General features: G+C 66.2%; 17 protein-coding genes and 1 riboswitch. Of the genes, 4 read left to right on the top strand and 13 right to left on the bottom strand.

The window, feature by feature from the left end; genetic code table 11:
• The 3 genes from VGN68_RS10790 to VGN68_RS10780 form a co-directional block, all read right to left on the bottom strand.
• The coding region (locus tag VGN68_RS10790; protein ID WP_327476504.1) for a phosphomethylpyrimidine synthase ThiC at positions 1-1,131 on the bottom strand (1,131 nt) is incomplete at its 3' end.
• 44 nt (positions 1,132-1,175) lie between these two features.
• Positions 1,176-1,287, bottom strand: a riboswitch (TPP riboswitch).
• Positions 1,288-1,314: 27 nt separating this feature from the next.
• Positions 1,315-1,959, bottom strand: coding sequence for a VTT domain-containing protein (locus tag VGN68_RS10785; RefSeq protein ID WP_327476502.1), 645 nt, complete (start codon positions 1,957-1,959; stop codon positions 1,315-1,317).
• On the bottom strand, positions 1,956-2,690 hold the full coding sequence (locus VGN68_RS10780) for an SDR family NAD(P)-dependent oxidoreductase (protein ID WP_327476500.1): 735 nt from the start codon (positions 2,688-2,690) through the stop codon (positions 1,956-1,958). The genes VGN68_RS10785 and VGN68_RS10780 overlap by 4 nt, the downstream gene beginning before the upstream one ends.
• A 64-nt stretch (positions 2,691-2,754) precedes the next feature.
• On the opposite strand from VGN68_RS10780, the gene VGN68_RS10775 reads away from it, so the two are divergent.
• On the top strand, positions 2,755-3,345 hold the full coding sequence (locus tag VGN68_RS10775; RefSeq protein ID WP_327476498.1) for a Crp/Fnr family transcriptional regulator: 591 nt from the start codon (positions 2,755-2,757) through the stop codon (positions 3,343-3,345).
• Positions 3,346-3,383: 38 nt separating this feature from the next.
• On the opposite strand, the gene VGN68_RS10770 is transcribed toward VGN68_RS10775, so the two are convergent.
• The 6 genes from VGN68_RS10770 to VGN68_RS10745 form a co-directional block, all read right to left on the bottom strand.
• Positions 3,384-3,881: a cupin domain-containing protein gene (locus VGN68_RS10770; RefSeq protein ID WP_327476496.1), complete on the bottom strand. Its 498-nt coding sequence runs from the start codon at positions 3,879-3,881 to the stop codon at positions 3,384-3,386.
• 66 nt (positions 3,882-3,947) lie between these two features.
• A complete protein-coding gene (locus tag VGN68_RS10765) occupies positions 3,948-4,643 on the bottom strand; it encodes an iron-containing redox enzyme family protein (protein WP_327476494.1) in 696 nt (231 codons plus the stop codon).
• 387 nt (positions 4,644-5,030) lie between these two features.
• Positions 5,031-5,696 (bottom strand): hypothetical protein, encoded by a 666-nt coding sequence (locus VGN68_RS10760; protein ID WP_327476492.1) that lies wholly within the window; start codon positions 5,694-5,696, stop codon positions 5,031-5,033.
• On the bottom strand, positions 5,696-6,598 hold the full coding sequence (locus tag VGN68_RS10755; RefSeq protein WP_327476490.1) for a DUF4189 domain-containing protein: 903 nt from the start codon (positions 6,596-6,598) through the stop codon (positions 5,696-5,698). Before VGN68_RS10755 ends, VGN68_RS10760 begins: the two co-directional genes overlap by 1 nt.
• On the bottom strand, positions 6,595-7,509 hold the full coding sequence (locus VGN68_RS10750) for a DUF4189 domain-containing protein (RefSeq protein ID WP_327476488.1): 915 nt from the start codon (positions 7,507-7,509) through the stop codon (positions 6,595-6,597). The genes VGN68_RS10755 and VGN68_RS10750 overlap by 4 nt, the downstream gene beginning before the upstream one ends.
• A gap of 4 nt (positions 7,510-7,513) precedes the next feature.
• Positions 7,514-8,005, bottom strand: coding sequence for a hypothetical protein (locus VGN68_RS10745; protein WP_327476486.1), 492 nt, complete (start codon positions 8,003-8,005; stop codon positions 7,514-7,516).
• Between the two features lie 141 nt (positions 8,006-8,146).
• Between VGN68_RS10745 and VGN68_RS10740 the strand changes: the two genes are divergently transcribed.
• From VGN68_RS10740 to VGN68_RS10730, 3 genes are all read left to right on the top strand, one after another.
• Positions 8,147-8,848 carry a hypothetical protein gene (locus VGN68_RS10740; RefSeq protein ID WP_327476485.1) on the top strand — a complete coding sequence of 234 codons (702 nt, stop codon included), beginning with the start codon at positions 8,147-8,149 and terminating at the stop codon, positions 8,846-8,848.
• The gene (locus VGN68_RS10735) at positions 8,848-9,792 is read left to right on the top strand and encodes a DUF4189 domain-containing protein (protein WP_327476483.1); all 945 of its coding nucleotides are present in this window, start codon (positions 8,848-8,850) and stop codon (positions 9,790-9,792) included. The genes VGN68_RS10740 and VGN68_RS10735 overlap by 1 nt, the downstream gene beginning before the upstream one ends.
• A gap of 170 nt (positions 9,793-9,962) precedes the next feature.
• Positions 9,963-10,406 carry a DUF6265 family protein gene (locus VGN68_RS10730; RefSeq protein WP_327476481.1) on the top strand — a complete coding sequence of 148 codons (444 nt, stop codon included), beginning with the start codon at positions 9,963-9,965 and terminating at the stop codon, positions 10,404-10,406.
• Here VGN68_RS10730 and VGN68_RS10725 read toward each other — a convergent pair.
• Genes VGN68_RS10725 through VGN68_RS10710 form a run of 4 tightly spaced genes read right to left on the bottom strand, consistent with a single transcriptional unit; the run spans position 10,403 to position 12,325 of the window.
• Positions 10,403-10,858: a DMT family transporter gene (locus VGN68_RS10725; RefSeq protein WP_327476479.1), complete on the bottom strand. Its 456-nt coding sequence runs from the start codon at positions 10,856-10,858 to the stop codon at positions 10,403-10,405. The two genes, VGN68_RS10730 and VGN68_RS10725, sit on opposite strands and share 4 nt — an antisense overlap.
• A complete protein-coding gene (locus VGN68_RS10720; protein WP_327476477.1) occupies positions 10,855-11,076 on the bottom strand; it encodes a 4-oxalocrotonate tautomerase family protein in 222 nt (73 codons plus the stop codon). Before VGN68_RS10720 ends, VGN68_RS10725 begins: the two co-directional genes overlap by 4 nt.
• An 11-nt stretch (positions 11,077-11,087) precedes the next feature.
• Positions 11,088-11,696 (bottom strand): glutathione S-transferase family protein, encoded by a 609-nt coding sequence (locus tag VGN68_RS10715; protein WP_327476475.1) that lies wholly within the window; start codon positions 11,694-11,696, stop codon positions 11,088-11,090.
• Positions 11,697-11,698: 2 nt separating this feature from the next.
• Positions 11,699-12,325, bottom strand: a complete 627-nt coding sequence (locus VGN68_RS10710; protein ID WP_327476473.1) for a pyridoxamine 5'-phosphate oxidase family protein — start codon at positions 12,323-12,325, stop codon at positions 11,699-11,701.
• Between the last annotated feature and the right edge of the window lie 25 nt (positions 12,326-12,350).

The raw sequence follows: 12,350 nt of genomic DNA, 5'->3' as shown, positions 1-12,350 counted from the left end.
GAGGCTGTAGGCGACGTCATAGGCCTTCATGATCTCGGTAATCTCGTCGAAGCGTTCGTAGAGGAAGCTTTCCTTGTGATGCGCGAGGCACCATTTCGCCATGATGCTGCCGCCGCGCGACACGATGCCGGTCATGCGCTTCGCCGCGAGGGGGACGTAGGGCAGGCGGACGCCGGCATGGATGGTGAAATAGTCGACGCCCTGTTCGGCCTGTTCGATCAGCGTATCGGCAAAGATTTCCCAGGTCAGATCCTCGGCAATGCCGCCGACCTTTTCGAGCGCCTGATAGATGGGGACGGTGCCGATCGGGACGGGCGCGTTGCGGATGATCCATTCGCGCGTGTCGTGGATGTTGCGCCCGGTCGACAGGTCCATGACGGTGTCGGCGCCCCAGCGGATCGACCAGACCATCTTGTCGACCTCGGCCGCGACGTCGGATGCGACCGCGCTGTTGCCGATATTGGCGTTGATCTTGACGAGGAAGTTGCGGCCGATCGCCATCGGTTCGGATTCGGGGTGGTTGATGTTGCTGGGGATGATCGCGCGGCCACGCGCGACCTCGTCGCGGACGAATTCGGGGGTGACGTAATCGGGGATGCTGGCGCCGAAGCTTTCGCCGTCGCGCTTATATTCGGACAGGCGGGCGCGGCCTAGATTTTCGCGCTCGGCGACATATTCCATCTCGGGCGTGATGATGCCGCGGCGGGCATAGTGCATCTGGCTGACGTTCGCGCCGGGCTTGGCGCGGAGCACTTGGCGGCGGACGTTGGGGAAGGCGGGGACGCCGCCGCTGCGGTCGGGGCCGAGCTGGCCGTTGTCCTCGGGCTTCACCTCGCGCTGGGTGACCTCTTCGACGTCGCCGCGGCCGCGGATCCAGTCGCGGCGGATTTCGGGGAGGCCGGCGTTGATGTCGATGACCGCGTCGACGTCGGTGTAGGGGCCGCTGGTGTCGTAGACGCGGACGGGAGGCTCGCCCGACGAGGGTTCGAGCAGGATTTCGCGCATCGCGACGCGGATGCCGCTGCCGGTCTGGGTCGCGACGTGGATCTTGCGGCTGCCGCGGATCGGGCCGGTGGTGACACCGATGGGCTGGGCTTGCGCTTTGTCGAGGCGGGAATCGATGTCGGCCATGTGCAGTCGCTCCGTTGGTTTCGGAGCGAGAATGGGGATTCCTGACGTGGAATACCGACCCTCCCTCCGCCGGTATTATCCGGATCAGGTTCAACGGGTCGCGGTCTATTCCGCTCTCAACCGGCGATCACGCGCGCGGCTCCCCGGGGATGGCGCGATGATAGGGGCAATGGTCGCGGCTGTCTATGCCGTCCGGCGGCGGAGCGCGCGCCACGCGATGAGCAGCGCGGCGCTGACCCCGATGGCGGTGTAGATCGCGGGTGAGGGGTCGGCGGCGGTGCTGGCCGACCCGCCCCAGGCGACGATGAAGGCAAAGGGGACGACGCCGACACCATAGCCGAGGAGAAAGCGGGCAAAGCGCATCCGCGCGACCCCGGCGAGGGTGCAGCTGAGTTCAGGGAGGATCGGCAGCGCCTGGCAAGTGAACAGCACGAGCAGGTCGTTGCGGGCAAAGGCGGCCTCGATCCCCGCAAGGCGCGTATCGTCGCCGAACAGCCGCGCCAGGATCGGGCGGCCGAAGCGGAAGCCGAGGCCATAGCCGAGGGTGCCGAGGAGCATCAGCCCCGTGGCCGCTGCGGCGCCGCCGACGATGGGGCCGAGAATATAACCCGCAAGCAGGATCGTCGCCATCGTCGGCACCGCGATCAGCAAATCGACGACGAGCAGCAGGATGACGAGCAGGACGAACCAGCCGGGATGGATCGCATGGGCATCGGCCAGAAAGGCGCGCACGCCCTCCTCGGTAACCAGCCCGGTGCCCTGGATGATGACGAAGGTCGAGGCGAAGATCAGCGCGAGGACGAGCGCGACGCGGAGCAGGTCTTTCATGCGCGTTTCAGCATCGCGGCGGGAATAGCGGGGGCGATGCGGCCCAGCAAGGGCAGCAGGCGCGCCTTGCCGACATAGATGTCGTCCTGGCCGCGCTTGATACCGGCGATGATCGCCCGCGCCGCGGCATCGGCGCCGATCTTGCCGCTGCCGCGCCCGGCGGTCATCGGGGTGTCGACGAGGGGCAGGATCGCCTCGATCACCCGCACCGGCGTGCCTTCGACCTGATAGCGGAGCGACCGGGTCAGGCTGTGCAGCGCCGCCTTGCTGGCGGAATAGAGCACGGTCGTGGTCTTGGGATGGAAGGCGAGGCCCGACGAGATGTTGACGATAGCCGTCGGCTCGGCACGCGCACGCAGTACGGGCAGTAGCGCGCGGGCAATGATCGCCGGAGCGAGCAGGTTGACCGCCACCTCGCGTTGCAGCGCTACGGCGTCGAGCCCGGGATCGTCGAGGCGCATGGCGAGCTGGATCGCGGCGTTGTTGATGACCAGCGCGATGTCGGGGTGATTGGCCGCGATGCGCGCAAAGCAGGCCTCGGTCGCCTGCGGATCGGCGAGATCGCAGGCATAAGCGGTGACGTCGGGCGCGGGCGCACCTTCGCCGGCGCGGCGCGACACCGCGATCACGCGGTGCCCGGCGCCGAGCAGCTGCGCGGCGAGCGCGGCGCCGATTCCCGAGGTGGTGCCGGTGATGAGGACGGTGCCCGGTTGCGACAACAGCTGCGACATTATACCTCCATGGCATGGGATCGGTCGGGGCGCTGTGCCACGCCCGGCGGCATGGGGCATTGACTTGGGTTCATCGACAGCCGTTTTCGATCCTGCCGCGCTGGCCGACCGGTTGCGGGCGCTCGCCCGCGCCGATGGGGTTTGGCATGCGCGCGACCAGGATGCGGGGACCATGTTGTTTGCAGCCGGGGACCCGTCGACGCGGCTGTGGATGCTGGAGAGCGGGCTGGTCAAGCTACACTATCTGACCGCGGCGGGCGAGGATTGGGTCAAAAGCTTCATTGCCGACCGCGGGCTGTTCACGGCCAGCGGCGACCTGGCGGTGGACGGCGTCGCCCGCTTTGGTGCGACCTGTCTGGAACCCTGCCGCGTCGCAGCAATACCGCTGACGTGGCTAGACCGCAGCTTGGCCGCCGACCGCGACCTGCCGGTCGATTTCGCGCGCTTTGCGGCATGGTTACAGGCGCGCAAGCAACGGCGCGAGGAGGCGCTGCTGTGCCGCAGTGCCGAGCAGCGCTATCGCGATTTCTGTGCCGTGGACGGCGGGTTGGCGGCGCGGCTGCACCAGGCCGACATCGCCCGCTATATCGGAATCACGCCGGTGGCGCTCAGCCGCATCCGGCGGCGGTTGGGACTGACCGGCACGACCGCCTGACCCCTGACCTCGGACCTCGCTGCGCCGTGCGGGCTGAATCAGGCATGATCCAGCACATCGGTGCCGCCCGCCGCCAGCCGGGTGCGCTTGTCATAATCGCCAAGCACCGCCTTGGTCAGCCCGAAATCGGTGATCGCCAGGATCACCAGCTCGTCGGTCTGTGACAGGTTTTTCGACTGGTGAAACACCCAGCGCGGGACGAAGGCGAGCCCGCCGGCGTTCAGCGTCAGCGACGCGTCGCCGATGCGCACCTCGGCGGTGCCGCTGATGATGTAGAACAAGGATTCATGCGCGTGCTTGTGGAGCTCGTTGTTGCGGTCCGCCGCAATCCGCACGACGCGCGCATCGAACGCCTGGGTGCCGGGAAAATCGAGGACATCCACGGTAAAGTCGATGCCGAGCTTGTCGTTGCGGTTGCGATAGATTTCGCGGTGGCTGGCAGCCGGGTCGGCGCGAAACGCGCTGACCGGCGCGTCGGGAGCGAGCGGGCGGCGCGCTTCGATGTTGGTGATGAGGGTCAGCAGATCGGGGTTCATCCGGGTGTTTCCCAATTGGCGCGCGGGGCCGGGGCGACGCATCGCCCCGGCCCCGCGCGGTGACGGTCAAAAGGCCATCGCCATGGCCGGACGCTCGGCGCGCGCCAGAGCGCGTTCATAAAGCCAGTCCCAAAAGGACGAGCGCAGCGACAGCGCCTTGATCATCCCGCGGCGCAGATCGCCCTTGCCGGTCGGGGTGGCGGCAAAGGCCAGCGAGATTTCCTCGAGCGCTTCCTGATGATGGTCGTCGACCGCGGTATGCAGCGGGAAAAACACCGTGTCGCGCGGGTGCAGGTCGGTGCGGGCGAGCGCGTTGGCGAAGGGGACGTAGATCGTGCTGACGATATTTTCGGTGCCAAGACCGAGCGCGCCCAAGGCTTCGGCCGCCGAGCCATGGGTCAGCGTGGTCAGGAAGGATTCGCGCCAGCACACCAGCTCGATCGCGTCATCCTCTGGCACATAGGGGGCGGTGATGCCGGTCGCTTCGCGAAAGCGGCGGAACAGTTGCGGATGCGGAATGCCTTCGATCCATTCGCGCTCGACCCCGACCGCGGCCAGTTCGGCATATTCCTCATCATCGTAAATGCCCGATTCCTCGGTCAGATTCTGGAGCAGGCTGTGACGATGGGCGGGGACTTCCAGTTTGGAAATCACCGTGGTGAGGTAGCGCGGGAAATGCAGCGAATAGCCGTAATAATGTTCGGCAAAGTCGCGCAAAGCCCAATCGGGGTCGGGCAGGTCATCGGCGCCCAGCGCGGCCAAGTAAGGATGATTTACAGCCCGATGGCTCAGAGATTCTTCGATCAGATCCTTTATTGAAACAGTCACACGGCCTCCTCAGTCATTTTTTTTGGGGGGAAACTTATCTTATTTACGATATTTTTATTATTTTGATCCGGAGCCTGTTTTCTATATCCGCGGCTGTCAGCCGATGAAAACCGCTCCAGAGACCCGGGTCATTATATCCGCTTCACGGTCACCTGCGGCCTTTGGGCGCGCGGATGTCGGCCATGTGCCGCCGCGCTGCGGGTATCCGGAACGCGAATCGCTTATTCCAGGTGACACACCGACCCTCCCGCCGCGGCGCGACGAAGAACGGTGCTCAGCACGAACGGGTGTGCGGATCGCCCAGATTTAACGCACGAGGCTCTAGCGTTTGCGCTTCCGCTTCGGTTCGGGAACGATGGCGTTGCGATAGATGCCGATGATTTCCAACGCGCAGGGCTGGCTCAACAATTCGGTGCGGCCGAGTTCGCGCGCCTGCCGGGCGTAGAAATCGCAGAGCGAGCCAAGGCTCACCGTCTCCTCGGGCGAATTGCCGTAGCCGATGGTGTATTCCCTGTCCGCCCGGCGCAGGATCGCAAAATAGGCATATTGCGACGCGCCCCACCCCTTGCATGAGCCGATGCTGGTGTGCGGGCCATTGACGCGTTCGCACTCGGCTTCATAGGCCTGCATCGCCTCGGCATGGGTCGCATAACCGGCGACAGCGATATAGTGCGACTCTCTGGTGCGCCGGTCCTTATATTCGCGAAACGCGAGCCACAGTGGCTGCCAGCCCTTTGGCGGACGGGTGAGCGGCGGCAGGATGCGGCGCCATGCCTCAATCGGCTGGCCGCGAGAGGTGCCCTCGCCTCGATAGTTGGGATCAGGAATGCAATTGGTAATATATAGCCCCGAATTTTCGGTTCCGGGGGTTTGCTGGCCTGGGAAACTGCCTGGCGGGCAGCTCAGATGCTGGGCCGTGGCGGGCGCAGCCCAGGCGGCGGTGAGCAGCGCGGCGGCGGTCAGCGCGGAACGGACTGAGCTAGTCATCAGCGGCTCGCGGCGAGAAAGTCATGGACGACGAGGCCGGGGGTACGGCTGTCGTAGGCGGCTTGCAGTCGGCACGGTTGTTTCAACAGTTTGCACCGGGCCTCGGCCGCCTGTGCCGCGCGTTTGGCGCTGGTTTCGGGGGTCGCGCTATTGCCCTGGGTGCCGGTCCAGAAGGTCTGGATAAAGCCGTTGCCGACATAGGCGAGGAGGTCGCAGGGGCGGCCCGCGCCTTTGGTGCAGGCGGCCAGCGCCTCGCGCTCGGCATCGGCGAGGCGGGGGTGGCCGCGCGCGATGTAGAGGCGGTTGTCATAGCCGTCGGTCCCTTTGACCCACGCGACCGCGGCATAAAGTTTGCGCGCGGTGGCGAGGTTGGGCCGATGGTCGCGCTTGCCCGACGCAAAGGTGCCGACGACCTCGCACGGCAGCGGTTGCTTGGCGCTGCAGTCGGCGAGCACCTGTTTGCGCGTCCGGCCGCCGTCGCCCGCCCAAGCGCTGAAGAGCTCGCCGTAGCGGTTGCGGATGATCGCCATCGATGAATTGTGCCACTCGCCGATCGAGGTGCAGCCGCCGCCCATGTCGCGGTTGCAGGCGGCGAGCGCGTCACCGGGCGCGGCGTTCGGGCCGTCGTAATTGCCCGACAGCCAGACGTCGTCGGCATCGGGGTGCCAAGCGATCGCCGCAAAGGTGTTTACGACGGGGCGCGGCGTGGGGGGCGGTGCGCCTGCGTTCGGGTTGGGAGCGCAAAGCGGGGTGCCGTCTTGCGCATAGCCGATGATTATCTGATTGGGGAGAGGACCGCCGTGACAGCGTTGCTGCGCCGCTGCGGTGCCGGGGAGAATAAAGGCTGCGGCAACCAAAGTGGCCGGAAGAACGAGCGTCGCAAGACCGAGAAATAGTTTCATCGGGATTCCGCCACCGCGTCAAAATCATGGACCGTGACACCGGGGGTCCGGCTGTCATAGGCGATCTGCATCGCGCACCGCGCCTTGCGATTTTTGCAGTCGATCTCGGCGGCCTGCTTCGCGCGTTTGACGGTGCGCTCGGCAATCACCGACGTATCGCTGCGCCCGGGGTAGCCGAGCCGAAAGGTCATCAGGACGCCATTCGCGACGGCCAACGCAACCTCGCAGTTCCGGCCCGTCGCCTTGGCGCAGGCCGCCGCCGCCGCCGCCTTTGCGTCCGCCATCGTCCGATGCGCAGCGGCAATGTAGAGACGGCCGTTATAGCCTTCGCCGCGGACCCACGCGGCGGCGGCATAGGCCTTGCGCGCGGTGGCAAGGTTGGGCGTATGGCGGCGCTTGCTGGAGCTGAAGCTGCCCACCACTTCGCACGGCAGCATCTGGATCGCTTTGCAGTCGGCCAGCAATTTTTTGCGCATCCTGCCGCCCTGGCCGTTCCATCCGGCATAGCGGTTACCTTGCCCATCGCGGATGATCGACATCGACGAATTGTGCCATTCGCCGATCGAGATGCAGCCGCCTCCCATCGCCTGATTGCACGCGGCGAGCGCCTCCTGCTCGGCGGCGTTCGGCCCGGTCCAGTTGCCGAACATCCACACATCGTCGACATCGGGATGGAGGGCGATCGCGCCATAGCTGTAGCTCGGCGCCGAAACGCCGCCGCCGCCACCCCCCGCCGGGGCGCAGATCGGCACCGCGGCGACGCCGTGGCTGCCGCCCGATACGCCGACCTGGACCTCGCCGGGGCCGGGACCGCCGGGGCAGGGATAATTTTGCGCCGCGGCCGGACACGGCATCCATAGCAGGGCCGCGGCGAGCAAGAGTACGGCGCCAAAACCAAAACGCGACAGCATCAGATCATCCTTTGAGGAAAAATTCCTGCGCATGGGGCATCAGGGTCCGCATCCCTTCGATGTGCGAGCGGAGCGAGGCGAGCGAGATGCGGCGGTCGGCGGCGTAGAGGGTCGAGTCGATGCACATCAAACCCGGGGCCTGGCGCGAGGCGCGGCCGTACATATTGGTGCTGTTCCAACGCTCGGCGAGATCGGCGGACCCCTTGGGCGCCGCGATACACGAGCGGAATTGCAGCAACCCGCAGCCGCTGGGGTCGCACTGCGCCAGGAACAGTGAATAGGTGGTGTCGGCGGCGTCGATCCGGACGGGATCGCCGCCGACCAGCCGGACCTGATGGCCCAGTTCGCCAAGCGCGCTGACGATGGTGGCCGGTTTCATCGCGAGCAGCGTCCGCGCCTCGACCCCGTCCTGGGCGCGGGCCGGGGGTATCGCGGTCCCCAGAGCCGTCAGAGAGAGGGCGAGTCCGGCGATTGCGCCGCCTGTGAGCAAGGTCATTTTCATAAGTGATTTTTATCAGGCACATGGATGGCCAACCAATGATGTGATGTACCGGTGCACCATCTTCGCTTTGGGCGGGATGCCGCTGGTATAGGAAAGAAGCGTGGGGGCGACCCCCTTGATGAGGAACCGAAGCCGATGACGAGATGGAGCGTGACGCGACATGGCAGGATGGCGGTGGCTGCGTTGCTGCTGGCCGGAGTGGCGGCCTGTGGCAGCGAACCCAGCGATGCGGCGGGCAGCGCCGCCGCGGTCGATACGGCGGCCAAGCCCGCCGCGGCCCGCGCGCCCAACACCGCCGGTACCGACGGCGCCGATGATCGGCCGGTGCGCCAGATGACCGAAAGCGACCGGCTGCGGCTCGAGATGGCGGACGGCGCGTGCCGCAACAACGATTTCAAGGGCTTTTTCCAGGCGTTTACCGGATCGTGGGCGGTGCGCGAAAAATATACCGCCGCCAAGGTCGGCTTTGGCGAGACCGGCAAGGCGCGCAAGATCGACAAGCGCCGCTACCTCGATCAGAATCATTATCCGCTGGCGACGATCGATTATTTCTTCGTGACCGCCGAAACGGCGATGAAATTCGACATGAACGGCGGCGATGCAAAGGATCTGCGCTATGTCCAGATCGAGTTCAACCAGTCGGGCGATAACCGCGTCCGGATCGACTGGCTGCCGGGAATTTTCGAGATGAACCTGACCCCGCCGCCCGAAGATCTGCAAGAGGGGCTGGGCGATCTGGTGCAGGAAACCGGGTCGGGCGGGTATCTGCTGTTTTTCCCTACCGAAAGTTGCTGGGAACTGGTCGACGACATCGCCAACCCGCCGCTGGAGATATGATGAACCTCGATATGTTTGTGCGCCGGTTGCTCGCTGTCCGACCGGCGCTGCTCATCATCACCGCGCTGCTCGCGCTTGCCGGGATCGCCCTGCCCGCCGCGGCACAATATCCCTGCCCGTCGCCCGGCCCGAACGACCAGGTGGTCGGCGAGGTCGACCTTGGGGGGGGACTCGGCAAGGGGCTGATGTGCGTCCCCCGCAACAATGGTCCGGCGGCGCCCCCCGCGGCGCCGCGTATCGTCAATCAATATGCCTCGATTGCGGGGCACCCCGATGTCGATGACGTGTGGATGGAGGGGAATTTCGACGGCCCGCGCGGCGCCCAGGAAAAGGCGCTGGCGGCGTGTCAGCGGGCGATGGGATCGGGGTGCGTGTCGTTCGGCGAATGGGCCAACTCGACAACCGCGATCGCGCGCGACTGGAACGGGTTTCTGTACGGCGGTTGGGGTGTGAACGGCGGGGCAGCCAAGGCTGCGGCGCTGGCCAATTGCGGCCGCGAACAGCCGCTGCCATGCGAAATCGTCGGCACCTATGGCGCGGGCAAACAGCGGGCGACGCCCGATCTGGCGAAGGCGCGCAAATTGTACGGCGCGGCTGCCTGGGTCGAGGACAAGCGCGCGCCCAAGACGGCATCGGTGCGCGCATGGATCGCGACCGGACACCCGACCCTGGCGGCCGCCACCGGCGCGGCGGTCGCGGCGTGCGAGCGGGCCAACCCCGGCCTGACCTGCGCCTATTGGGGCGTCACCGGCAACGGCGTGATCCAGACCTACACCGACAGGGGCGTTCCGAACGGCCTGCCCGAACGCAACGCCAAGCGCGCAGCAGAAGCGGCGCGGAAACTCTGCGCCAAAGAGGGTGGCGCCTGTATCCTGCAAAAGGCGTATGACACCCGTCGGCCGGGGCTGGCGGTGCATGATTTCGCCGCCGCGAAAGCGCAATAGCCGCGACGCGGCGGCGATATCGTCGTCACCGCGCAAAAAATCGAACAGCGCGCCATCGACGTGCCGCGGCTGTACGGGGTGCAGGTTGTCGCGCGCTTTTAAGCGCGGCAGCGCTGCGCTATCCTGATCCTGCCGTGGCGGTGCGCGCCGTGGCAGGATCGGGGGGTGGGATGACATATTGGGTGACCGCGGGGCTGAGCATGGTGCTGGCCGCAGCCAGCCCGGCGGTGGCGGCCGATGATCTGGCATGGCTGGCGGGGCAGTGGGCGAGCGAGACGGGCGATCGCTGGACCGAGGAAAGCTGGACGCCGCCGCGCGGCGGGGGGATGCTGGGCCATAGCCGCACGGGGCGCGGCGATGTCATGCGCGAGTTTGAGTTTTTACGGATCGCAGCGGGCGCCGACGGGACGCTCGCCTATATCGCGCAGCCACAGGGCGGAGCGTCCGTGGCGTTTCGGTTGGTGCGCCATGATACGACGAGCGCGACGTTCGAAAATGCGGCGCATGACTATCCGCAGCGCATCCATTATGTCCGCGACGGCGACACACTGACCGCGACGATTTCGCGGATCGACGGGTCAAAGCCGATGCGATGGACCTTTCGCCGCCGCTAACCCGTCCGCCGCGCCAGCCAGACCCCGGCGACCATCAGCGCGATGCCCGCGAGGCGTTTGGCATCGACCGGGAAGCGCATCGATCCGAACAGCGCGTAATGGTCGATCACTGCGGCGCTGATCAGCTGGCCGACGAGGACGAAAAAGATCGCGTTACCGACCCCGAATTTGGGCGCGATGAAGGTTACCGAAATCACGTAGAATGCGACGAACAGCCCGCCGAAATAGAAGTGGAACGGGATGTCGGACGAAAAGCGGATCTGGCCGACCGACCCGGTCGCGAGCGCGCCGGTGGTGGCGATCAGGAAGGCGAGGCCGAACAGGATCATCGACGCCGCCATCGGGCTTCCGAGCCGCCCGCCAAGACCGCCGTTCAAGGCCGCGAGGATCGGGATACCGATGCCGGTGAGCAGCATGATGATCGCAAAGGTCGGGGCGTTGCTGCTGGTCATTGCGGCGGTGCCTTCGCCGCTTGCGCGGCGCGAAATTCGGCGACCGGCAAGCCGCCGATGCCCCAATTGTCGAGGTCAACCTCGTCGATCGTCACCACCGTGGTCGCGGGGTTTTTGCCGAGGATTCGTTGGAGCAATTCGGTGACGCCGCCGATCAGTTCGGCCTTTTGCGCGGGCGTCGCGCCTTCACGGGTAATCTTGATGTTCACATATGGCATCGGTCGGCTCCTCAGCTGGCGATATGCGCGGGCCAGCCCGGCATCGCGGGAAAGCCGGGCAGTGCGGCGATCCGATCGGTCCATTCGCCGATTGCCGGCCAGTCGGCAAGGTCGATGTCGGCTTCGGCCACTAAAGCCAGATAGGGGCTCGCGGAAAGGTCGGCGATGGTCAGCCGGTCGCCGACCAACCAACGATGCTGCGCCAGATGCGCCTCGATCACCGGCAGGAAGCGCGCGGTCACCGCTTGCGCCTGCGCCTCGGCGATCGTCGCGCCGAACTGGCGGGCGAGGCGCAGCGTGGCCGGGCCGTTGGCGATTTCGTTGGCGGCGTGCGACAGCCACAGCGCAATCTCGCCGCGTTCCTGGGGCGTGCGGCCGTCCCAGTCGCCGGGGCGGTGGCGCGCCGCGAGGTAGGTCAGGATCGCCTGACTGTCGCGCAGCGTGCGGTCGGTTTCGACATAGACGGGGATCTGGCGCATCGGGGTGATCGCGGCAAAGGCGTCGGATTGGCGCGCGGCGGCGTCGGTCAGCCGCTCGTCCCACGGCAGGTCGAGGAAGGTGAGTGCCATGCGGACCTTGTGGGTATTGCCCGACCGCGGGGTGCCATAAAGCTGGATCATCGTTAGGCTCCGGAAAGCTGGGTGCGAAGCGCGGCGTTTTCGGCGCGTAATTGATTGAGTTCGGCCGCCATCGGCTGGATCGCGGCGGAAATTTCGGCCTCGGTAAAGCGCGGGGTGATGTGCTGCGAACAATTCCATTCCCAGCCGATGACGTCGATCAGGAAGGCGCGTTCGGGGACGGCGCGATACCCATCGGGCATCAGCGACGTCACCAGTTCGGGATCGTCGGCAAGCTCGACGCTGTGCGCGTGGCCGACCAGTTTCAGCCGGTCCTTGTTCGGATAATCCATCAGGAACAGCGAGACGCGGTCGTTGCCCGCGAGGTTCGCGGTGCTGATATATTGTTTGTTGCCGCGATAGTCGGCGAAGCCGATGCGGTTGCCGTCGATATGGCGCAGGAAGCCCGCGGGGCCGCCGCGATGCTGCATATAGGGCCAGCCGTCGCCGTTGACGCTGGCCATGTAAAAGCTGTCGCGCAGCGCGATATAATCCAGCTCCTTGGCGGTTAGCGCGTCGGGGGTGCCGTCGGCGCCCGCGTCCATCTTCAGATAGGACGCGCGCGAGCCATGGCGTTCCTGCAACGCCTTGACCGCGTCGCTGAACAGCGTGTGCCGGTAATTTCGCGCCATGATAAAACCTCCGTCCGCGGGGAAC

It is taken from the genome of Sphingopyxis sp. (assembly GCF_035998965.1).
Lineage (GTDB): Bacteria > Pseudomonadota > Alphaproteobacteria > Sphingomonadales > Sphingomonadaceae > Sphingopyxis.
The sequence above is the reverse complement of the archived record's forward strand: the minus strand, read 5'-3'. Positions and strand labels throughout refer to the sequence as shown.